General features: G+C 71.8%; 19 protein-coding genes and 2 pseudogenes. 11 read left to right on the plus strand and 10 right to left on the minus strand.

All coding sequences use genetic code 11. The annotated features are described in order from the left end of the window. Positions 1-2 precede the first annotated feature (2 nt). Positions 3-1,436, minus strand: coding sequence for a MocR-like pyridoxine biosynthesis transcription factor PdxR (gene pdxR, locus ACZ7L0_RS10195; protein ID WP_471241980.1), 1,434 nt, complete (start codon positions 1,434-1,436; stop codon positions 3-5). Between the two features lie 47 nt (positions 1,437-1,483). Between pdxR and ACZ7L0_RS10200 the strand changes: the two genes are divergently transcribed. Beyond that, the gene (locus tag ACZ7L0_RS10200) at positions 1,484-1,963 is read left to right on the plus strand and encodes a carboxymuconolactone decarboxylase family protein (RefSeq protein ID WP_471241981.1); all 480 of its coding nucleotides are present in this window, start codon (positions 1,484-1,486) and stop codon (positions 1,961-1,963) included. A 16-nt stretch (positions 1,964-1,979) separates the two neighbouring features. On the opposite strand, the gene ACZ7L0_RS10205 is transcribed toward ACZ7L0_RS10200, so the two are convergent. The 3 genes from ACZ7L0_RS10205 to ACZ7L0_RS10215 all read right to left on the minus strand — a co-directional run bounded on the left by ACZ7L0_RS10205 (position 1,980) and on the right by ACZ7L0_RS10215 (position 4,961). Further along, positions 1,980-3,467 carry a glutamate synthase subunit beta gene (locus tag ACZ7L0_RS10205; RefSeq protein WP_471241982.1) on the minus strand — a complete coding sequence of 496 codons (1,488 nt, stop codon included), beginning with the start codon at positions 3,465-3,467 and terminating at the stop codon, positions 1,980-1,982. A gap of 190 nt (positions 3,468-3,657) precedes the next feature. After that, a complete protein-coding gene (locus ACZ7L0_RS10210) occupies positions 3,658-4,137 on the minus strand; it encodes an anthrone oxygenase family protein (RefSeq protein ID WP_471241983.1) in 480 nt (159 codons plus the stop codon). A 131-nt stretch (positions 4,138-4,268) separates the two neighbouring features. Beyond that, positions 4,269-4,961 (minus strand): DUF2293 domain-containing protein, encoded by a 693-nt coding sequence (locus ACZ7L0_RS10215; protein WP_471241984.1) that lies wholly within the window; start codon positions 4,959-4,961, stop codon positions 4,269-4,271. A gap of 61 nt (positions 4,962-5,022) precedes the next feature. Here ACZ7L0_RS10215 and ACZ7L0_RS10220 point away from each other — a divergent pair, with 61 nt between their 5' ends. Both ACZ7L0_RS10220 and ACZ7L0_RS10225 read left to right on the plus strand, forming a co-directional pair. Next, positions 5,023-5,664 carry a nucleoside/nucleotide kinase family protein gene (locus tag ACZ7L0_RS10220; protein ID WP_471242207.1) on the plus strand — a complete coding sequence of 214 codons (642 nt, stop codon included), beginning with the start codon at positions 5,023-5,025 and terminating at the stop codon, positions 5,662-5,664. A 63-nt stretch (positions 5,665-5,727) separates the two neighbouring features. Then, a complete protein-coding gene (locus tag ACZ7L0_RS10225) occupies positions 5,728-6,141 on the plus strand; it encodes a PPOX class F420-dependent oxidoreductase (protein ID WP_471241985.1) in 414 nt (137 codons plus the stop codon). Between the two features lie 28 nt (positions 6,142-6,169). Here ACZ7L0_RS10225 and ACZ7L0_RS10230 read toward each other — a convergent pair whose 3' ends face one another. Further along, complete coding sequence (locus tag ACZ7L0_RS10230; protein WP_471241986.1) at positions 6,170-7,297, minus strand: magnesium and cobalt transport protein CorA; 1,128 nt, start codon at positions 7,295-7,297, stop codon at positions 6,170-6,172. A gap of 103 nt (positions 7,298-7,400) precedes the next feature. Here ACZ7L0_RS10230 and ACZ7L0_RS10235 point away from each other — a divergent pair. Further along, a pseudogene (locus ACZ7L0_RS10235) lies at positions 7,401-8,095 on the plus strand (methyltransferase domain-containing protein); the annotation flags it as partial. 64 nt (positions 8,096-8,159) lie between these two features. Here ACZ7L0_RS10235 and ACZ7L0_RS10240 read toward each other — a convergent pair. Next, positions 8,160-9,110 carry a carbohydrate kinase family protein gene (locus tag ACZ7L0_RS10240; protein WP_471241987.1) on the minus strand — a complete coding sequence of 317 codons (951 nt, stop codon included), beginning with the start codon at positions 9,108-9,110 and terminating at the stop codon, positions 8,160-8,162. Then, the gene (locus ACZ7L0_RS10245) at positions 9,107-10,015 is read right to left on the minus strand and encodes a pseudouridine-5'-phosphate glycosidase (protein ID WP_471241988.1); all 909 of its coding nucleotides are present in this window, start codon (positions 10,013-10,015) and stop codon (positions 9,107-9,109) included. The genes ACZ7L0_RS10240 and ACZ7L0_RS10245 overlap by 4 nt, the downstream gene beginning before the upstream one ends. A gap of 100 nt (positions 10,016-10,115) precedes the next feature. On the opposite strand from ACZ7L0_RS10245, the gene ACZ7L0_RS10250 reads away from it, so the two are divergent. Then, complete coding sequence (locus tag ACZ7L0_RS10250; protein ID WP_471241989.1) at positions 10,116-10,544, plus strand: VOC family protein; 429 nt, start codon at positions 10,116-10,118, stop codon at positions 10,542-10,544. A 15-nt stretch (positions 10,545-10,559) separates the two neighbouring features. Here the strand turns inward: ACZ7L0_RS10250 and ACZ7L0_RS10255 are convergent, their stop codons facing one another. Next, positions 10,560-11,114 (minus strand): methylated-DNA--[protein]-cysteine S-methyltransferase, encoded by a 555-nt coding sequence (locus ACZ7L0_RS10255; RefSeq protein ID WP_471241990.1) that lies wholly within the window; start codon positions 11,112-11,114, stop codon positions 10,560-10,562. Positions 11,115-11,165: 51 nt separating this feature from the next. Continuing rightward, complete coding sequence (locus tag ACZ7L0_RS10260) at positions 11,166-12,038, minus strand: glycerophosphodiester phosphodiesterase (protein ID WP_471241991.1); 873 nt, start codon at positions 12,036-12,038, stop codon at positions 11,166-11,168. A gap of 289 nt (positions 12,039-12,327) precedes the next feature. On the opposite strand from ACZ7L0_RS10260, the gene ACZ7L0_RS10265 reads away from it, so the two are divergent. The 6 genes and pseudogenes from ACZ7L0_RS10265 to ACZ7L0_RS10290 all read left to right on the plus strand — a co-directional run. Further along, positions 12,328-13,194 carry an MHYT domain-containing protein gene (locus ACZ7L0_RS10265; protein ID WP_471241992.1) on the plus strand — a complete coding sequence of 289 codons (867 nt, stop codon included), beginning with the start codon at positions 12,328-12,330 and terminating at the stop codon, positions 13,192-13,194. 40 nt (positions 13,195-13,234) lie between these two features. Further along, entirely contained in the window at positions 13,235-15,382 is a 2,148-nt protein-coding gene (gene uvrB / locus ACZ7L0_RS10270) for an excinuclease ABC subunit UvrB (protein ID WP_471241993.1), read from the plus strand. A 157-nt stretch (positions 15,383-15,539) separates the two neighbouring features. Further along, complete coding sequence (locus ACZ7L0_RS10275; protein ID WP_471241994.1) at positions 15,540-16,118, plus strand: TerD family protein; 579 nt, start codon at positions 15,540-15,542, stop codon at positions 16,116-16,118. Positions 16,119-16,164: 46 nt separating this feature from the next. Next, positions 16,165-18,129, plus strand: coding sequence for a TerD family protein (locus ACZ7L0_RS10280; protein WP_471241995.1), 1,965 nt, complete (start codon positions 16,165-16,167; stop codon positions 18,127-18,129). Positions 18,130-18,350: 221 nt separating this feature from the next. Continuing rightward, positions 18,351-19,352, plus strand: a complete 1,002-nt coding sequence (locus ACZ7L0_RS10285; RefSeq protein ID WP_471241996.1) for a TerC/Alx family metal homeostasis membrane protein — start codon at positions 18,351-18,353, stop codon at positions 19,350-19,352. A 103-nt stretch (positions 19,353-19,455) separates the two neighbouring features. After that, positions 19,456-19,821, plus strand: a pseudogene (locus ACZ7L0_RS10290) (ionic transporter y4hA); the annotation flags it as partial. 124 nt (positions 19,822-19,945) lie between these two features. Here the strand turns inward: ACZ7L0_RS10290 and ACZ7L0_RS10295 are convergent. Continuing rightward, positions 19,946-21,235, minus strand: a complete 1,290-nt coding sequence (locus tag ACZ7L0_RS10295) for an MFS transporter (RefSeq protein ID WP_471241997.1) — start codon at positions 21,233-21,235, stop codon at positions 19,946-19,948. Positions 21,236-21,283 lie beyond the last annotated feature (48 nt).

The raw sequence follows: 21,283 nt of genomic DNA on the forward strand, positions 1-21,283 counted from the left end.
GGTCACGGCGGCGGCAGTACGGCGCACAGCGCGTCCACCGCCGCCGTGTACGCGTGTTCCGGCGGCGTCGCGTACCCCACGACCAGTCCGTCCCGGGCGGCCATGTCCGTCTCCGGGTGCCGGAACGCGGCGAGTCCGTCGAGGGCCACCCCGTGCCAGGAGGCCGCCTTGACGGCCGACCGTTCGGTGCCGGGCGGGAGCCGGAGCACCGCGTGCAGCCCGGCCGCGATGCCGGTGACCCCGATGTGCGGGGCGTGCGCCGCGAGGGCCGCGACGAGCCGGTCACGGCGGCGCCGGTAGCGCTGCCGCATGCGCCGCACATGGCGGTCGTACGACCCCGAGACGACGAAGTCGGCCAGTGCCAGCTGGTCCGGGACGCTCGCCCACGCCTCGCGCTCGCCCTTGGCCGCGAGCACGGCGCCGACATACCGCTCCGGCAGCACCATCCACCCCAGCCGCAGCGCGGGCGACAGGCTCTTGCTGACCGACCCGATGTGGATCACCCGCTCCGGGTCGAGGCCCTGGAGCGCCCCGACCGGCTTGCGGTCGTACCGGAACTCCCCGTCGTAGTCGTCCTCCAGGACCACTCCGCCACGCGCGCGTGCCCAGTCGATCACGGCCGCCCGGCGCTCCGGGTGCAGCGGCCCGCCGGTGGGGAACTGGTGCGCGGGCGTGAGCAGCACGGCCCGCTCCCGCCCCAGCCGGTCCACCCGCGCGCCGTGTTCGTCGAGGGGGAGCGGCATGGTCCGTGCTCCGGCCGTCGCGAGCACCTCCCGGTGGAAGCCCAGGCCGTACGCCTCCACCGCCAGCGGACCGCGCAGCACCCCACCGCCGCCCTGGCCGAACAGCAGCCGCAGCGCGTGGGCGAAGCCGGAGCAGATCACGATCCGGTCCGGCTCGGTGCGCACGCCACGCGCGCGTGCCAGGTACTCCGTGAGCGCCACCCGCAGTTCGAGGCGTCCGGCGGGGTCGCCCGGCCCGAACGCCTCGGCGGGCGCCGTCTGCAGGGCCCGCCGGTACGACGCGCTCCAGGCCGCCCGCGGGAACGCGGACGCGTCCGGCGTGCCCTGCCGCAGGTCGTGCCGGGGCCCACGCGCGCGTACGGGCGCCTTCTTCGGCGTCCGTACGGCCCGCCGCAACGGCTCGGCCCGGTCCGCGACCCGGGTGCCCGAGCCCTGACGGGCGGTCAGCCAGCCCTCGGCGACGAGTTCCGCGTACGCGTCGGCGACCGTGTTGCGGGCGACGCCCAGGTCGGCGGCGAGCGAGCGGTACGGCGGCAGCCGGGTGCCCGGAGCCAGCCGGCCGCCGCGCACGGCCTCGCGCAGCGCCCGGATCAGCGCCGCCCGCCGCCCGCCCGGCCCGGACAGCTCCGCCTGCAGGTCCAGGTGCAGGTCGGCACCGATCCGCTCCGCGAGATTGACCCACGATTCCGCCATGGAAATGCACCCTACAGCCGGTCTTTGCGGCCCGTAGGTTGAAGGACATGACGACGAACACGAGCCACACGGTCCACACCCGCCTCGACTTCGCGAAGTCCGCCCCGAAGGCCTTCCGCGCCCTCGTCGGCTTCGACGCCGCCGCCCGCGAGGGCCTCGACCCCGCCCTGGTCGAGCTGATCCAGATCCGCAGCTCGCACCTCAACCACTGCGCCTATTGCCTGCACATGCACACGGGTGACGCCCGCAAGGCCGGTGAGAGCGAGGACCGGCTGCACATGGTCGCCGTGTGGCGCGAGGCCCGCCACTTCTTCACCGAGCGGGAACAGGCCGCGCTCGCCCTCACGGATGCGGTCACCCTGGTCGCCGACGGCGGAGTCCCCGACGAGGTCTACGCCGAGGCGGCGGCCCGCTTCGACGAGACCGAACTGGCCCATGTGCTGGCCCTGATCTTCGCGATCAACACGTGGAACCGGGTGGCCCTGTCGACGGCCAAGGTGGCGGGGACGGACGAGCGGCGCCGCTGACGCCCGGGACGACGGTTCACACCCTCATGGGCCGGTCGTACGGCCCTATCGGCGCCGGCAGCCGCGAACTCCCCGTCAGATGACGGTCGACGGCCGCCGCCACCGCCCGCCCCTCCGCGATCGCCCACACGATGAGCGACTGCCCGCGCGCGGCGTCCCCGGCGGCGAACACGCCGGGGACGTTGGTCGCGAAGCCGGCGTCCCGGGCGACCGTGCCGCGCGGCTGGAGCGTCAGTCCCAGCTGGTCGACGAGCCCGTCCCCGCGGTCGGGACCGGAGAAGCCGAGCGCGAGCAGGACGAGGTCGGCGGGGATGTCCCGCCCGGTACCGGGCAGCGGGCGGCGTCCCGCGTCCACCTCGACCAGGTGCAGCGACCGCACATGCCCGTCCGCGTCGCCGGTGAAGCACAGCGTCGACGCCGCGAACAGGCGCGCGTCGGCGTCCGCCGCCGGCGCGGTCTCCAGGTCGCGCGCCTCCTCGTGCGCGGCCGACAGCCGGTAGATCTTCGGGTACGTCGGCCAGGGCTCGGCGTCCTCGTCGCGCTCGGCGCCCGGCTGGGCGTAGATGTCCAGCTGGGTGACGGACGCGGCCCCTTCCCGCACCGCCGTGCCCAGACAGTCGGCGCCCGTGTCGCCGCCGCCCACGATCACGACGTGCTTCCCGGCGGCCGACAGCGGCGACACCGCCAGGTCGCCCTCGCACACCCGGTTGGACAGCGGCAGGTACTCCATCGCCTGGTGTATCCCGGCCAGCTCCCGCCCCGGCACGTCCAGTTCCCGCCAGGCGGTGGCTCCCGTGGCGATGACGACGGCGTCGTACCGCGTGCGCAGCTCGGCAGCGTCCACGTCCCTGCCGACCGCCGTCGAGGTACGGAACTTGGTGCCCTCGGCGCGCATCTGCTCAAGCCGCCGCTCCAGATGCCGCTTCTCCATCTTGAACGCGGGGATTCCGTACCGCATCAGCCCCCCGATCCGGTCGTCCTTCTCGTACACGGCGACCGTGTGCCCGGCCCGGGTCAGCTGCTGGGCCGCGGCGAGCCCCGTCGGGCCGGAGCCGATCACCGCGACCGTCCGCCCGGACAGCCTCTCCGGCGGCCGGGGCGGCGCGAAACCCTCCTCCCAGGCCCGGTCGGCGATCGCGCACTCGACGTTCTTGATGGTGACGGCCGGCTGGTTGATCGCGAGTACGCACCCCGACTCGCACGGCGCCGGACACAACCGCCCGGTGAACTCCGGGAAGTTGTTCGTGGCGTGCAACCGGTCGCTCGCCGCCCGCCAGTCCTCGCGCGACACCAAGTCGTTCCACTCCGGGATGAGGTTCCCCAGCGGGCAGGCGTCGTGGCAGAACGGGATGCCGCAGTCCATGCAGCGGTCGGCCTGCTTGCTGACGATGGGCAGCAGGGCACCGGGGACGTACACCTCGTCCCAGTCCCGGACCCGCTCCGGGACCGGCCTGCGCGGCCACTCCTCGCGGGGCGTGGTCATGAATCCCTTGGGATCGGCCATGGCCGTCTTCCTTGCGTAGGCGTAGGACGGGCCGTGCGTCATCGGCGGCACACTCTTTCGGCCACTTTACGTCCGCTTCGCGCCGCCCGCAGAGGGGGTGGACAGCGCTTTCTCGCGGGTTTCTCGTGACCTCTCCCGGGCCCCTCCTGGGCCCGCCTCAGGCGCCGGCCAGGATTCCCCGAGACCCCCCTCAGGTGAGGGCCAGCAGATACACCAGCGCGGCAGCGGCCGAGGCCGCCAGGCGGAGGTGGTTCCAGAAGGTCCACTCGCGCACATACGTCGGCCAGTACGCGGCGGCCTCCGGGGTGCCCGGATCCAGCCGCAGCAGTGTCTCGTTGCGCGGCACGTTCGCGACCATGGTCAGCCCGAACGAACCGAACAGGTACAGCGCGCTGCCCAGCAGCAGCTCCACTCTGCCGTCGTCCGGCCACAGGACGAAGGTCACCACGGCGATCACGGTGCACAGCACGGCCGACCCCACGAAGAGGCCCATGAAGGCCGGCGTCACCGCCGCCACGTTGATCGCGTTCATCGCGGCGACGCCCTGCGCGGGCGGCAGCGCGGCGAGCCCTCTCATCACGAACGTCGAGAACCCGTAGAAGACCCCGGCCATCAGCCCGGTCCCCAGCACACCCAGCACCACCAGCACCAGATACGGCCCGTCGATCATGCCGTGACCACCTTCCGCCTCGAACCGGGCGACCGTTGTCGCCGCCCGTGTCTTCTGTCACCTCAAGTGAATGCCCGCGGGCCAGGCGGAAGCACGGCCGAGGAGCTCGTGGGCGGGTGGGAGCGCCGGTCTCACCCGACGCCCATGCCCGCCGTCCGCCAGCGCCGCAGCACCGTCTCCACGGCCGCCGCGATCCGCCGCCGCGCCTCGTGCCGCGGCACCCCGCTCATCAGCAGCTGGTCGTACGGCGTGTCCAGGTGCCGTACGGAGGCCACGACCGCCGAGATCACCGCGCTCTCGGTCAGCGCCCGCCCGGCCGCGCTCCGCCCGACCCGTCCGCTGCCGCGCACCGACGCGTGCGCGGCGATCGCCCGGGCCCGCTCGGCCGGACATCCGGGAAACAGCCGCCGGATCTCCACCGCGAAGGCCTCCGCGAACCGCGTGTCCTGAGCCGCCCGGCGCCGCGCGTCCCGTGCCCGGCGCCGCCGCCGCGCCTCCGCGTCCGCCAGACACCGCTCCTCGGCCCGGGCCAGCGCCCCCTCCTCCACGAGGACGCCCTGCCGCTCGTACCGGCTTTTACGCCGGTTGAAGCGCACCACCACCGCCGACAGCGTGCTCTCCTCACGCGATCTGCGCGTCAGCGCGGTGTCGCCGCGCGGCAGGAACACCAAATGTCCGAGGTCGGCGCAGTCGAGGCAGCGCGGCACGCCCTCCTCCAGCACGAGCAGCGGCACCGGCCCGCGCCGGCACCCGGCGCAGTGCTTGCGCCGCAAGGGCTGGACGACGACAAGTCCGGGGAACGGGGGAGGAATTGGCCGTGCCATGACCGGTTCCTTCCCCTGGTGGTCCGGGTCGGCACGTCGCTCGCCCCGGCCGCGCGGCATCATGGGCCCTGTGCGACTCGAAGCGATCACTTGGGACCGGCTCGGTGAGCTGCTCGCCGGGCGGCTGGCCGAGCTGAAGCCCGCGGACGGCGGCTCCTGGGCCCGCGTCGCCTTCGACGGGGCCCCGGCTGCCCGGCCCGGGGACCTCGCCGAGCGCGTCGCTCAGGCGCTGCGGGTGCGCGGTCGCCCCTCGCTGGTCGTGGGGACCGAGGGCTTCCTGCGCCCCGCCTCACTCCGGCTGGAGTACGGCCGACGGGACGTGGAGTCGTATTACAACGGCTGGTTCGACACCGGCGCCCTGTGGCGCGAGGTCTTCGGCCCGCTCGAACCCGGCGGGAGCGGCCGTGTCCTGCCCGACCTGTGGGACCCGGTCACCGACCGCGCCACCCGCAGCCCGCATGTCCAACTCCCGCCCGGCGGCCTCCTCCTGCTGCACGGCCCGCTCCTCCTGCGGCACTGGTTCCCCTTCGACCTGACGGTCCACCTTCTCCTCTCCCCGGCCGCCCTGCGCCGCCGTACCCCCGAGTCCGACCACTGGACGCTCCCCGCCTTCGAGCGCTACGCGGCCGAGACCGGCCCCGCCGAGACGGCCGACGTCCTGGTGCGCGCCGACGACCCCCGGCACCCGGCGTGGAACGGCTGACACCGGCACAGGTGATCCCGCCAAGAACTTTTATATGCATGTGCATTTAGATAGGGTGGCGTCATGACGATCTCCACGGACGATCACCTCTCCTTCGACGACTCCGTTCGCGCCCTCCTCGACGGCAGGAACTTCGCCAGCGTCGCCACGCTCGGCCCCGACGGCGCACCGCAGAACTCGGTGGTCTGGATCAAACGCGAGGGCGACACCGTGCTCTTCTCCTCCGTCGACGGACGCCGGAAGGTGCGCAACCTCCGCCGCGACCCCCGCATCAGCCTCTCGGTCTTCGACCTGGCCAACCCCTACAACTCGGCCGAGATCCGCGGCACCGCCGAAATCCTCCCCGACGAGCCCAAGCGGCTGCCGTACGAGCTGTCGCACAAGTACCTCGGCATCGACCCGCCCGCGGAGAAGGACGACGAGGCTCGCGTGATCATCAGGATCACCCCGCGGAAGGTCGTGGCCTTCTCGGCCTGAGACCCGGACACCGGCCCGCCGGCCGGTGTCAGAGCCAGCCGTTGCGCCTGAATCCGCGGTACAGCACCAGACACGCGACGGATATCACGCCTATGACGAGCGGATAGCCGAACCGCCAGTGCAGCTCCGGCATGTGATCGAAGTTCATGCCGTACACACCGCACACCATCGTCGGTACGGCGATCACCGCCGCCCAGGCCGTGATCTTCCGCATGTCCTCGTTCTGCGCGACCGTCACCTGCGCGAGGTGCGCCTGCAAAATGGAGTTGAGCAGTTCGTCGAAGGACGCGATCTGTTCCTTGGCCCGCATCAGATGGTCCAGGACGTCCCGGAAGTAGGCCTGTATCTCTGGGGCGACCACCCGTATCGGCCGGGTCGCGAGATCCTCTATCGGGCGGCCGAGGGGCGCCACGGCCCGCTTCAGTTCGAGGAGTTCACGCTTCAGCTGGTAGATGCGCCCCGGATCCACCCGCGCGCCGTTCTCCGCGAACACGTCCGTCTCGACCTGGTCGATGTCGGCCTGCACCGAGTCGGTGACGGTCAGATAGTCGTCGACCACATGGTCCGCGATCGCGTGCAGCACGGCCGCAGGCCCCTTGGCGAGCTGCTGCGGATCCGACTCCAGCTCCTCCCGCAGCGGGCCCAGCGAGCCGTGCCGCCCGTGCCGTACCGTGATCACGAAGTCATGGCCGACGAACACCATGATCTCCCCGGTGTCCACCACCTCGCTCGTCGCCGTCAGCTGCTCGTGCTCGACGTAGCACACCGTCTTGAACACCGCGAACAGCGTCTCGTCGTACCGCTCCAGCTTCGGCCGCTGATGGGCCTCGACGGCGTCCTCGACCGCCAGCGGGTGCAGATCGAAGAGCTCGGCGATGCCCGCGAACTCCCGGTCCGTCGGCTCGTGCAGCCCCAGCCAGACGAATCCGTCGCCGGTCTTGCGCACCCGCTCCAGGGTGTCCACCAGGTCGCCGTCCTCGGGGGCCCGGACGCCGTCGCGGTAGGTCACACAGTTCACCACCGAGGAGCCCAGCGGGGAGCGCGCGGGATGGCTCAGGTCGACCTTCGGCCGCCGCCTGGCCAGCCGCGCCACCTTGCGCAGACCACCGACCCTGCCGAGGTCCCTGACCTTCCGCAGATTCCCTGCCATGGACATCTGGATCTCCTTGCGTGGATCTCCTCGCCTAACGCCACCGCGTCTTGCCCGGCCAGTTTGCCAGTCCCGTGCGAGCTGCGGGTAAGGCTGTGGAAACGGAGGATTCCGCTTTGTTCCCGGCTGTGGACAGGGGGTTGGTTCTGGACATGCGGGGCAACTGGGAGGATCGTGGCATGACGCGCTCCGACGGGTACCTCCTCGACAACCGGCAGGCCGAGGCGGGGCAGCGCTCATCGACATCTCGCAGGTCGCCGAGGCCGCCCGTCCGCCGGTGGAGGCGCGCGTCCACGACGTCGGCGCGCAGGAGCCGCCGGGGGAGGGCTTCGACCTGGTGCACGCCCGGCTCGTCCTGGTCCACGTGCCCGACCGGGAAAGGGCGTTGTGGTCGATGGTCGAGGCGCTGCGGCCCGGCGGCCGGCTCCTGATCGAGGACGCCGATCCGGCCCTGCAGCCCCTGCTCTGCCCCGACGAGTACGGCCCGGAGCAGCAACTCGCCAACCGGCTGCGGCGCGGCTTCCGCACCCTGCTCGCCGACCGCGGCGCCGACCTGTCGTACGGCCGCAAGCTCCCGCGCCTGCTCCGCGAGGCCGGGCTGCGCGACGTGGCGGCCGAGGCCTACTTCCCCGTCACCCCGCCCGCCTGCGCGGCCTTGGAATCCGCCACCGTCCGTCAGATCCGCGGCCGGCTCGTGGCCGCGGGGCCGGCCACCGACGAGGAGATCGACCGGCACCTGTCCAACGTCGCTCCGGCACCATGGACCTGGCCACGGCGCCGATGATCTCGGCGTGGGGGCGGAAGGCGCAGGGCTGCGCCACACGCGAGAGGCCCGCCCCCAGGCGTGGGTCGCGCCGGACCGGTGCCGTCACCCGGGTACCGGCGGTCTGCCGCCCACCCGTTCCACCGCCCGCGCACCCGCCCGGCAGCCCACGGCCGCGGCCGCCTCGGGATCCGCGCCCGCGACGAGAGCGGCGAGGAAGGCGCCGGTGAACGCGTCGCCGGCGCCCGTGGTGTCCCTCGGCACCGCCGGCACGGCGGGGACACGGGCGAGCACGGCACCGGAGCGGGCCACCAGCGCACCGTCCGCGCCCCCCTTGGCCACCACCAGCGGGACTTGACGGCTCAGCTTGGCCGCCGCGTCCACCGGATCCGGCAACCCGGTGAGCAGCCCCGCCTCGTCCCTGCTGGGCAGCAGCACGTCCACCCGCTCGGCGAAGGCCAGGAACCGGTCCACCCCCAGCTCCGCGAGGAAACCCGCCGACGCCGGATCCAGGCTCACCGGAACCCCGCGCGCGCGTGCCGCCTCCAGGGCCACCGCCGCCAGGGCACGGCTCGGCTCCGAGAACAGCAGATAGCCCGACAGATGCAGCCGGGCGACCCCGTCGAGCAACGCCTCGGACCAGTCGGCGGGTTCCAGCCGCAACGACGCGCCGCTGTCCGTGAGGAACGTGCGCTCGGCCGAGGCCCCCGTGTCGACCAGACAGACCACCGTCCCGGTAGCCGCCTCCGGGTCGACCACGAGCCGGGGCCGCACTCCGGCGGCGACCAGCTCCCGCTCGTGCCACGCCGCCGCGTCCGCGCCGACCCGCCCCAGCAGCCGTACCTCCGCACAGCCGGTGTGGGCCGCCCAGCAGGCCACGTTGGCTCCCGCGCCACCCGGCAACGTCCGGATCGCGGCGGCCGTGTCGGTGCCGGCGGCGAGCGGCCCTCGATGCCGGGCGACGACATCGGTGACCACGTCTCCGACGACCAGCAGCGCCCCGCTCCCGCTCGCCCCGGCCCCCGGCCCCGGCGCCGCCCCGGCGTCCGTCCTCACCCCCGCGCCCGGGCCGCCGCGATCCGCGCCGCCAGCCGTACGTTGCCGCGCACGGCCGCGAGGTTGGCGCTCAGCGAGGCCCCGTCCGTGTGCCGGACCAGGTAGTCGAGCAGGAACGGTGTGACCGCCTGGCCGGTGACGCCCTCCTCCTCGCACGCCTGCAGCGCGTCCGCGAGCACGCGCGCGTGCAGAGCCGGATCGAGCTGTTCCTCCTCCGGGACAGGGTTGGCGACGATCAGCGCCGACTCCGGAACGCCGAGGCCGTCCTGGGCCCGCATGACCTCCGCCACCTGCTCCGGAGTGTCCAGCGTCCAGTCGACGGGGTGCCCGGAGTCGGAGAGGTAGAAGCCGGGGAAGCGGTCCGTGCCGTATCCGGCGACGGCGACGCCCAGCGTCTCCAGGCGCTGCAGGGTGGCAGGCACGTCCAGGATCGATTTCACCCCCGCGCACACCACCGTGATCCGCGTCCGCGCCAGCAGACCCAGGTCCGCGGACTCGTCCTGCGTCACCGTCCACTCGCGGTGCACACCGCCCAGCCCGCCCGTCGCGAACACCCGGACCCCCGCCAGTGCCGCCAGCAGCGCGGTCGCCGACACCGTGGTCGCCCCGCTCGCTCCCGCCGCCACCGCGAGCGGCAGGTCGCGGTGGCCCAGTTTGCGGATGCCGTCCTCGTTGGCGACCCGCTCCAACTGCTCCTTGTCGAGGCCGACATGGGGCCGCCCGTCCAGCACGGCGATCGTGGCGGGTACGGCGCCCTCCTGCCGTACCACCTGTTCCAGCTCCCGGGCCACCTGCAGGTTGCGCGGGCGTGGCAGCCCGTGCGCGATGATCGTGGACTCCAGCGCCACCACGGGTCGACGCGCGTCGATCGCCTCACGTACTTCCTCGGACACCACCAGCACCACGTGCCTGCCTCCTGTCAGTCCGTTCCCCCCTCATCTCTGGCGGGTCGTGCCCCCGGATAAACGCTTGCGGCCTGTGGTGGCCGCCACCAGCCTTGGCCGTATGACCGACAACACCACACGTCTCGACCATGTCGTCCTGTGGGTGAGCGACCCGGTTGCCGCGGCCGACTTCTACGAGAAGACGGTCGGGCTGGAGCCCCTCAGGCTCGCCGAGTTCACCGCGGGCACGGTGTCGTTCCCCTCCGTGCGGGTCAACGAGGAGACGATCCTGGACCTCGCGCCCCGCAGCCTCGCGGAGCGCATGAACATGCTCCCCGGCTCCGCCGACAGCGCGGGCCATCCCGTCAACCACGTCTGCCTCTCCCTGCCGTCCGACGCGTTCGACGCGCTCCGGGCCCGCCTCGAAGAGCACGGCGTCCCGGTGTCCGGGATCGCGCACGACTCCTACGGCGCCCGCGGCGAGGCCAGGCGCAGCTTCTACTTCCGCGACCCCGACGGCAACGTCTTCGAGGCCCGGCACTACGGGTGACCGGCCGCCCGGCCGTCAGAACAGCGGCTCGGGCAGGACGCCCTCCAGGGCGAGCAGCTTCCGCTTGGCCTCCAGCCCGCCCCCGAACCCGCCGATGCCGCCGTCGCTCTCGACCACCCGGTGGCACGGCACGACGACCGGCAGCGGATTGGCGCCCATCGCCGCGCCCACCGCCTGCGCCGCGCCCGGCTGGCCCACCCGTCCGGCCAGGTCGCCGTACCCCACGACCGTGCCGTACGGGACGGCCGCGGCCAGTTCGCGCAGGACCTGCCGGTTGAAGCCGGAGATCAGCGACCAGTCCAGCGGCAGCTCGAAGTCGTGCCGCTCACCCGCGAAGTAGGCCCGGAACTGGCGTATCGCCTCGGCCAGCAGCGGCGAGCCGGGCGCCTCGACCGGCTCGGTGCCCAGCCGGGCCGCGAGCCGCTCCAGCGCCCGCTCGCGCACCGTGTCGGTGGCGTGGAAGACGACGTTGACCAGGCCGTCGCCGGTCGCCGCCAACAGCAGCGGACCGATGTCGGTACCGACGACGGCCCACACCACCCGCTGCTCGTACTGCCCGTGGCTGTCCATGTGCCCCACCGTACGGCTCGCCACTGACAACGCCGGACCGCCGGGCGCGGCTCATGATCCGTTCAGCGCCGCCCGCACCACATCGGGCTTGTTCGTGATGACGCCGTCGACGCCGTAGTGGGCCACGGTCCGGGCCGTGGCCGCGTCGTCCACGGTCCAGGCGAAGACACCCATGGGCCTGCCGTGCGGTCCGTCGAGCGCGTGCACGGCGGCGACGTAGTCGGTGGAGAGCGATCCGTACGACGGATTGATCAGGTCGGTGAAGCCCGCGTACTGCCGCAGCCCGGCCGCCGACGGCCTGCCGAGGAAGCCGGTCGTCAGAGCGGGCTTCAGGTCGTGGACGATCCGCAGGCTGTCCGCGCTGAAGCTCTGCACGATCAGCCGCCCGAGGTGCCGGTCGTCCAGCCAGCCCTCGTTGCCGAGGAGCTTCAGGGTCTGCCGCTCGATGCCCGGGTAGAGCTCGGGGTTCTTGATCTCCAGGAGCAGCTTCTGGTGGTTGTGCTCGACGCGGCGCATGTACTGCTTCAGTGTCGGCACGCGGGTGCCCGCGTAGGCGGGGCCGAACCAGCCGCCCGCGTCCAGGCGGGCGATCTCGGCGGCCGTGAAGTCCTTCACCTTCCAGGGCGCCCGGCCGGGGAAGACGTCCTCGACGTCCGTGGTGCGTTCGAGGCTGTCGTCGTGGATGACGACGAGCTCGCCGTCCTTGGTGCGCTGGACGTCGTTCTCGACCCAGGAGAAGCCCAGGCAGGCCGCCTTGTCGATGGCGGGCAGGGTGTTCTCCGGCGCGTAGGCGGAGGCGCCCCGGTGGGCGATGACCTGTGGCCGCCCGCCGGGATCGTCCGTCCGGGCGTGGGATGTGGGAGACAGCAGGGCGGCCGTCCCCAGGAGTGCGGCCGTCGTGGCGGCGACTACGCGTGCGTGCATGCGTACTCCTCACGTCGAGCGGTGCGGGCAATCACGGACAGCACCAGAGTGACATCGGAGGGTCAACGGGAGCGGGGTGTGCGATGGCCACAAATTGAATGGAGTTGTCCAAGTCCGCACACTGCTGCCGCACAAGTGGGTCAGGGGTGTGTTTCTTTGCCGGAAAATCGTTCGACCATTCCGGGGGGAGTCATACTCTCTGCGACGGCCTTGACCGCTGGAGCGGTCCTGGGCCGGGGGGCGCTTGTCAGATATTCCGGGACGCAACAGGGCGGAAGGGCAGTCGCGCATGCAAGGCACGGTCGACGGTTTCAGCTACGGGGTCGTGACCCCGTTGGTGGCCTATCTGATGGCCTGCCTGGGCGGTGCCCTCGGCCTGCGCTGCACCACACGGTCGATGCTGGTGGCCCACTCCTGGCGCCCCGCCTGGCTCGCCCTCGGCTCGGCCGCGATCGGCTCCGGCATATGGACCATGCACTTCGTCGCGATGATGGGCTTCACGGTCAAGGAGACGCCGGTCCACTACGACAAACCGACCACGTACGCGAGCCTCGCACTCGCCATCGTCATGGTCGGCGTCGGGATCTTCATCGTCGGCTACCGGGGCGCCGCCGGCACGGCCCTGTTCACCGGCGGCACGATCACCGGCCTGGGCGTCGCCTCGATGCACTACCTCGGCATGGCGGGCATGCGCCTCAACGGCAAGCTCGAGTACAACACGCTCACCGTCGCCGCGTCGGTCGTCATAGCGGTCGTGGCCGCCACCGCCGCCCTGTGGGCGGCCGGACAGGTGCGGGGCTTCCTGTGGAGCGTGGGCGCGAGCCTCGTCATGGGGCTCGCCGTCAGCGGCATGCACTACACCGGCATGGCCGCCCTCAGCGTCCATCTGCACGGCACCGCCGCGACCACCGCGGGCGACTCGGCCGCCACCCTGCTCGCCCCCATGCTGATCGGCCCCCTCGCCTTCCTCCTGCTCGCGGGCGTCGTCGTGATGTTCGACCCGCTGATGGTCATGGGCAAGCCCGACTGGAGCCGCGCCGAGCACAAGCCGGGTGTCCCGGCCGGCGCCATGGCCCACCACCCGGGCCGCCGCCCGGCGCCGCGCCCGGCCCGCCCGCAGGGCCACCGCAGCTCGCGCACCCCGCAGAACCGCTGATCAGGACCGGTTGTCAGTGCGGGGTCGTACGGTTGACTCCATGCGGCCCGTTTCCCACATCGAACGCACGGTGGCGCCCTTCGAGGTCGTCAGCCCGTACCAGCCCAGCGGCGACCAGCCGGCGGCCATCGCCGAGCTGGCCCGACGCATCGAGGCCGGTGAGAAGGACGTCGTCCTCCTCGGCGCGACCGGCACCGGCAAGTCCGCCACCACCGCGTGGATGATCGAGAAGCTCCAGCGCCCCACGCTCGTCATGGCACCCAACAAGACGCTGGCCGCCCAGCTGGCCAACGAGTTCCGTGAGCTGCTCCCGAACAACGCCGTCGAGTACTTCGTCTCGTACTACGACTACTACCAGCCCGAGGCATACGTCCCGCAGTCGGACACCTACATCGAGAAGGACTCCTCGATCAACGAGGAGGTCGAGCGCCTGCGCCACTCGGCGACCAACTCGCTGCTCACCCGCCGCGACGTCGTCGTGGTCGCCTCGGTCTCCTGCATCTACGGCCTGGGCACTCCGCAGGAGTACGTGGACCGGATGGTCCCCCTCAGGGTCGGCGACGAGCTCGACCGGGACGAGCTGCTGCGCCGCTTCGTCGACATCCAGTACACGCGCAACGACATGGCGTTCAGCCGCGGCACCTTCCGGGTCCGCGGCGACACCATCGAGATCTTCCCGGTGTACGAGGAGCTGGCCGTCCGCATCGAGATGTTCGGCGACGAGATCGAGGCGCTCTCCACGCTCCACCCGCTCACCGGCGAGATCATCAGCGACGACCAGCAGCTCTACGTCTTCCCGGCCTCCCACTACGTCGCCGGCCCCGAGCGCATGGAGCGGGCCGTCAACGACATCGAGAAGGAGCTGGGGGAGCGCCTGGCCGAACTGGAGAAGCAGGGCAAGCTCCTGGAGGCCCAGCGCCTGAGGATGCGCACGACGTACGACATCGAGATGCTCCGCCAGATCGGCAGCTGCTCCGGCGTGGAGAACTACTCGATGCACTTCGACGGCCGCTTGCCCGGCTCCCCGCCCAACACCCTGCTCGACTACTTCCCGGACGACTTCCTGCTCGTCATCGACGAGTCGCACGTCACGGTCCCGCAGATCGGCGCCATGTACGAGGGCGACGCCTCTCGCAAGCGCACCCTCGTCGACCACGGCTTCCGGCTGCCCTCCGCCCTGGACAACCGCCCCCTGAAGTGGGAGGAGTTCCAGGAGCGGATCGGCCAGACGGTCTACCTGTCGGCGACCCCGGGCAAGTACGAGCTCTCGCGCGGGGACGGCGTGGTCGAGCAGATCATCCGCCCCACCGGCCTGGTCGACCCGGAGGTCGTCGTCAAGCCGACCGAGGGGCAGATCGACGACCTGGTGCACGAGATCCGCTCGCGCACCGAGAAGGACGAGCGCGTCCTGGTCACCACGCTCACCAAGAAGATGGCCGAGGACCTCACGGACTACTTCCTGGAACTCGGCATCCAGGTGCGCTATCTGCACAGCGACGTCGACACGCTGCGCCGCGTCGAGCTGCTGCGCGAGCTGCGCTCGGGTGAGTTCGACGTCCTGGTCGGCATCAACCTCCTGCGGGAGGGCCTCGACCTGCCCGAGGTGTCCCTGGTGGCCATCCTGGACGCCGACAAGGAGGGCTTCCTGCGGTCGGGCACCTCGCTGATCCAGACCATCGGCCGCGCGGCGCGCAACGTCTCCGGCCAGGTCCATATGTACGCCGACAAGATCACCCCGGCGATGGAGCGGGCCATCGACGAGACCAACCGCCGCCGGGAGAAGCAGGTCGCCTACAACAAGGCCAACGGTATCGACCCGCAGCCGCTGCGCAAGAAGATCAACGACATCGTCGCGCAGATCGCCCGCGAGGAGGTCGACACCGAGCAGCTGCTCGGCTCCGGCTACCGCAAGCTGAAGGACGGCAAGGGGGCCAAGGCCCCGGTGCCGTCGCTCGGCGACAAGGCGGCCAAGGGCGCGAAGGCCGCCAAGTCCGCCAAGGGCAAGGCCAAGGACACGGTGCCCACGGACCGTCCCGCGGCCGAACTCGCGGAGCAGATCGAGGAGATGACCGAGCGCATGCGTGCCGCCGCCGCGGACCTGCAGTTCGAGATCGCGGCCCGGCTGCGTGACGAGGTCTCAGAGATGAAGAAGGAACTGCGCCAGATGAGGGAGGCGGGTCTGGCCTGAGCCCGGCCGCCTTACCGGGCCCCGGCATCCGCGCAGAGTGTTGCAACACCGACACAAAGCGCGGGTCGGGGCTCGGCACTGTCAGTGCCCCTGCGTAGGGTCTTGGTCAACCGCGCAGTCCGCGGCAACAGGGGAAGTCCGAGAAGGGAAATCAGCCGTGACCGTCAACATGACCAAGGGTCAGGCCATCAGCCTGGAGAAGAAAGACGGGGGCAGCCTGTCCGCGGTCCGGATGGGTCTCGGCTGGCAGGCGGCTCCCCGACGCGGTCTGTTCGGTTCGCGCACCCGGGAGATCGACCTGGACGCCTCCGCGGTGCTGTTCGCCGACAAGCAGCCCGTCGACGTGGTGTTCTTCCGTCACCTGGTCAGCGACGACGGCTCGGTGCGGCACACCGGCGACAACCTGGTGGGAGGCGTGGGCCAGGGCGGCGACGACGAGGCCATCCTGGTCGACCTGCAGCGCGTCCCGGTCCACATCGACCAGATCGTCTTCACCGTCAACTCCTTCACCGGCCAGACCTTCCAGGAGGTGCAGAACGCGTTCTGCCGCCTGGTCGACGAGGCCACCGGCCAGGAACTGGCCCGCTACACGCTGGCGGGCGGCGGGGCGTACACCGCCCAGATCATGGCCAAGGTCCACCGCGTGGGCACCGGTTGGACGATGACCGCCCTGGGGTCTCCGGCCAACGGCCGCACCTTCCAGGATCTGATGCCGGCCATCCTGCCGCACCTGTAGGCCCGCCGGTACGGCGCACGACACACGACACGGGGGGACGCAGGCGATGACGGCCGAGCTGGTGCGGGGCCAGAACCACCCGCTCTCGCAGGTCCGGCTGGAGATCCGGATCACGGCCGGGATGCCGGTCGTGGCCGGGGCGACGCTCAGCGACGAGAACGGCAAGGCGCGCGGCGTCGAGTGGGTGGTCCACCCGGGCGCCCCCACCCTGCCCGGCCTGGAGGTCTCCCGCCAGGCGGCCGCCGAGCACCGCCTCGCGGTGGACCTGGCCGCCATGCCCGAGGCCGTGCACCGCGTCGACGTGCTGCTCGCCCTGCCCTCGGGGCCGGGGGGCCCGCTCCGCTTCGGCGCCTTCGCCGCCCCCTCCGTCGCGGTCACCACCCTCGACGGCACCGAGGTCGCGCGCTACACGATCACCGGCCTGGACGCCGAATCGGCCGTCGTCGCCCTGGAGCTGTACCGCAGGCAGGGCGCCTGGAAGGTACGCGCTGTCGGCCAGGGCTACGCGGGCGGCCTCGCCGCGCTCCTCGCCGACCAGGGGGTGCCCCAGGCCGACGAACTCGCGGCCGGCATCCAGGAGGCGGTGGCGCGAGGCCTGGCCCGTTCGGTACCGGCACCTCCGCCGCGTACGGCGGACGGGGACCTTTCCCGGCAGGCAGCGGCTTCCGCACCCGGCCTCGACCGGCCCGGCCCGCCACCTCAGGGCGCCCCCGAGGCCGCACCACCCCGGCCCCCGCACCCGTACGCCGGGCAGACGCCACCCGCGGGTACCCAGCCCTCCGAACCCTCCGGCGGCCCCGTCGACTACACCCACCCCCGCCGCCACGCGGCTCCGCCACCGCCCGCGCCCGAGGCGCCACCCGCGCCGTCGGGGCAGCCCTCCGCGCCGGTCGCGGGTGACGCGGTGGGATGGTCCATGGACGAGCGGCTGTACAACCAGGTCTGGGGCATGTTCGAGGACCTCGCCCGTACGACGGCCGCCTACCGCAGCGCCGTCGACTTCGCCGACTCGCGCATGGAGAAGGAGCTCGACCAGATCCTGTCCGATCCGCGCAGCCGGCTCGGCTCGGCGGGCGACGCGGCGCGCGAGGCGGCCCGCGCCAAGCGGGAGCAGATAGTCGACCAGGCACAGGCGGTCCTCGACCGCGACCTCGCCCAGCTCACCGCCGAGGCCGAGGTCGTCGAGCCCGCCCTGCCGCCGGCGTTCGCCCGCTGGGACAACCCGGTCTGGCACGGCTACGGGGTGCCGACGGAGCAGCCGTTGGCCGTGCGCCTGGGCGATCTCCACCTGCCCGAGTGCGCGCCGCTGCGCATCCCGATGCTGGTCCGGCTGCCGCTGGAGCGGGGCCTGTGGATCGACAGCGGTCGCGTGCCGGCCGTCGACGGCTCGGTCACCGAGCCGGATGAGGTGCGGCCCCTCGCGATGGCGGCGGCGGTGGCGCTCGCGACCCGGCTGCTCGCCGTGCATCCGGCGGGGGAGTTCGGCGTCCATGTGATCGACCCGGCCGGTTCGGCGGCGCAGGCGCTCGTGCCGCTGGTGCGCAGCGGCGTGCTCGCCGCTCCGCCCGCCACCGGTGCCGCGGGCGTGGCGGACGTCCTGGACCGCCTCACCCGGCGCGTCGACCTGGTGCAGATGGCGCTGCGCGGGGGTGCGGCCGAGTCGTTGCCGCCCGATCTGGACACGGCCCGGCAACTGCTGATCGTGAACGACTTCCCGCACGGCTTCGACGACCGGGCCGTGACCGGTCTGCGGTATCTCGCGGACGAGGGGCCGGACGTCGGCGTGCATCTGCTGATGGTCGCCGACCGCGAGGACGCCGCCGCCTACGGGCCTTTGCTCGACCCGCTGTGGCGTTCACTGATGCGACTCACCCCGGTGCCCGACGACCACCTCGCCGACCCCTGGGTCGGTCACGCCTGGACGTACGAGCCGTCGCTGGTGCCCCCCGGCAGCGAGGTGCTCCACCATGTGCTCAGCAAGGTCGCGGCAGCCCGTCCCAAGTACTCGTAAACTCGCCTGACCAGCTAGTTTGGGTTTTCCTTTACCAAGCTCTTTACCTTTCCTTGGTGAATGGGGTACTGTTTTCCGTACGGAGGGGAGTACTCCCTGACTGCGGCGTACCCGTCAATACGGATCGGACAAGATCCCGGGGCGTCGGCCCATCCCGGGTGGAAGAGACCTCCGGCAGCGATGACGCTGGCCATTTGCCGTTACGTACTGCCGGAGGCGCAGTGGATGTTTCCGCCCCCCTGTGGGTCCTGACCATCGTCGGCCTCGCCGTTCTCATCGCGGTCGACTTCTTCATCGGCCGCAAGCCCCATGACGTCTCGATCAAGGAAGCCGGGATCTGGACCGTCGTCTGGATCGCCCTGGCCGGGCTCTTCGGCCTGGGCCTGCTCGTCTTCGGCGGCGGACAGCCCGCCGGAGAGTTCTTCGCCGGTTTCATCACCGAGAAGTCGTTGAGCGTCGACAACCTCTTCGTCTTCGTCCTGATCATGGCGAAGTTCGCGGTGCCCTCGCAGTACCAGCAGCGGGTGCTGCTCGTCGGGGTGCTCATAGCCCTGGTCCTGCGGGCCGCCTTCATCGCCGCCGGAGCCGCGATCATCACGAGCTTCTCGTGGGTGTTCTACATATTCGGCGCCTTCCTGATCTGGACCGCCTGGAAGCTCATCCAGGAGGCCCGGGCCGACGAGGAGGACGAGGAGTACGAGGAGAACAAGCTGCTCAAGGCTGCCGAGCGCAAGTTCGGGGTGGCCGACCGCTACCACGGCACCAAGCTGTGGATCCAGCAGAACGGCAAGCGCGTCATGACGCCGATGCTGGTCGTGATGCTCGCGATCGGCACCACCGACGTCCTCTTCGCGCTCGACTCGATCCCCGCGATCTTCGGCCTGACGCAGGACCCGTACATCGTCTTCACCGCGAACGCCTTCGCACTGATGGGTCTGCGGCAGCTGTACTTCCTCATCGGCGGCCTGCTGAGGAAGCTGGTCCACCTCTCCTACGGCCTGTCGGTCATCCTCGGCTTCATCGGAGTGAAGCTGGTGCTGCACGCGCTGCACGAGTCCGGGGTGCACGTCCCGGAGATCAGCATCCCCGTCTCGCTCGGCGTGATCTGCGGGGTCCTGATCGTCACCACCGTCACCAGTCTCATGGCCTCCAGGAAGCAGGAGGCGGCCGAGGACGCGGAGACCAGGGGTGAAGGCGCCTCGAAGGACAGCGTCGGCGCCTGACCGCGCCGGACGGTTGCGGGGACCCCCGTCGCACGGGCGCCGGGCCCCCGCAGCGGAAAGGACTGGAACGCGCACCCCCGTACGCCTCTGTCACCATCGCTGCATGATCACTCGGCTCAGGTCGCTCACCCCGCGGTGGACGCTCCTCGTGCCGGTGCTCGCGGTCGTCCTGCTCGCCCTCACCTGGGGGCGCGAGCTTCCCGGCGCGGTGGTCGCGCTGGTGACCGTGGTCCTCGCCGGATCCGTGCTGGCCGCGGTGCACCACGCCGAGGTGGTCGCCCATCGCGTCGGTGAGCCCTTCGGCTCCCTCGTCCTCGCCGTCGCCGTCACGATCATCGAGGTCGCCCTCATCGTGACGCTCATGGCCGACGGCGGCGCCAAGAGTTCGACGCTGGCCCGGGACACGGTCTTCGCGGCCGTGATGATCACCTGCAACGGCATCGTCGGCCTGTGCCTTGCCGCACGGTCTGGGTGGCGACGAACAGGCCGTACAGGACGAGCGAGGACAGCGCGGCGAAGGCCAGTTGCGCGGTCGTCCGCGTCGATCACCTCGCCCTGCCGGGTGATCGGCAGGGCGTACCTGGAGCTGGCGATCAATCCGTAGCGGCGGTCAGACCGGTGGCCGGTTCCACCGCCCCGGCCGGTACCGGGCGCGTCTCCGGCAGCAGGGCGAAGCACCCCAGGCTGAACAGCGCGATCGCCGTCAGATAGGCGCCCACACCCCATGGGACGCGGCCGGAGCGCTCGGCGAGCGCGGTGGCAACGATGGGGGTGAGGGCACCGCCGAGCACCCCGCCGAGGTTGTAGCCCACCGCGGCGCCGGTGCACCGCACCCTCGGCTCGTACAGTTCGGGCAGATACGCGGCGATCACCGCGAACATGGTCACGAACGCGACCAGCGCACCCGCGAAGCCGAGGAACATCAGCAGGGGTTCGCCGGTCGCCAGGAGCGCGACCATCGGGAACATCCACAGCGCGGTCGCCGCACACCCCGTCAGGCACATCGGCCGCCGTCCGAACCGGTCGCCGAGCAACGCCATCAGCGGCGTGAGCGCCCCCTTCACCACCACGGCGGCCATGACACAGGTCAGCATGACCGTACGGCTCACTCCCAGCCGTTCCGTCGCGTAGGCCAGGGACCAGGTCGTCACCGCGTAGAACACCGCGTAGCCGACCGCCAGCGCGCCCGCCGTCAGCAGCACCAGCCGCCAGTGGTGGCGTACGACCTCGACGAGCGGCACGCGCGCGTGGTCCTCGATCTCCAGGAACCGGGGGCTCTCGGCCAGCGAGGATCGCAGCCACAGACCGGCCACGGCCAGCACCCCGGCCCCCCAGAACGGCACCCGCCACCCCCACTGCGCGAACTGCGCGTCGGACAGCCCGGCCGCCAGCGCCAGCATCAGGCCGTTGGCGAGCACGAAGCCCACCGCGGGCCCCACCTGTGGAAAGCTCGACCACAGCACGCGCCGCCCGGCCGGCGCGTGCTCGGCGGTCAGCAGCACCGCCCCGCCCCACTCCCCGCCGAGGCCCAGCCCTTGCAGGAACCGCAGGACAAGCAGCAGCACGGGCGCGGCCACCCCGATCGAGCCGTACGTCGGCACGCAGCCCACGGCGACCGTGGCGGCGCCCGTCAGCAGCAGCGAGACCACCAGAACCTGCCGTCTCCCGCGCCGGTCCCCGATGTGCCCGAACAGCACCGAGCCCAGCGGCCGGGCCACGAACCCCACGCCGAAGGTCCCGAAGGCCGCCAGCGTCCCCGCCACCGGCGAGAACGTCGGGAAGAACAGCGGCCCCAGGACCAGGGCCGCCGCGGTTCCGTAGGCGAAGAAGTCGTAGAACTCGATCGCGGTTCCGGCGAGCGAGGCGGCCGCGAGCCGCGGCATGGAGGGCGCCCTCACGGAGCGTACATCGTGCATGCCGCGTCAACTACC

Source organism: Streptomyces sp. NPDC039424 (genome assembly GCF_055639495.1).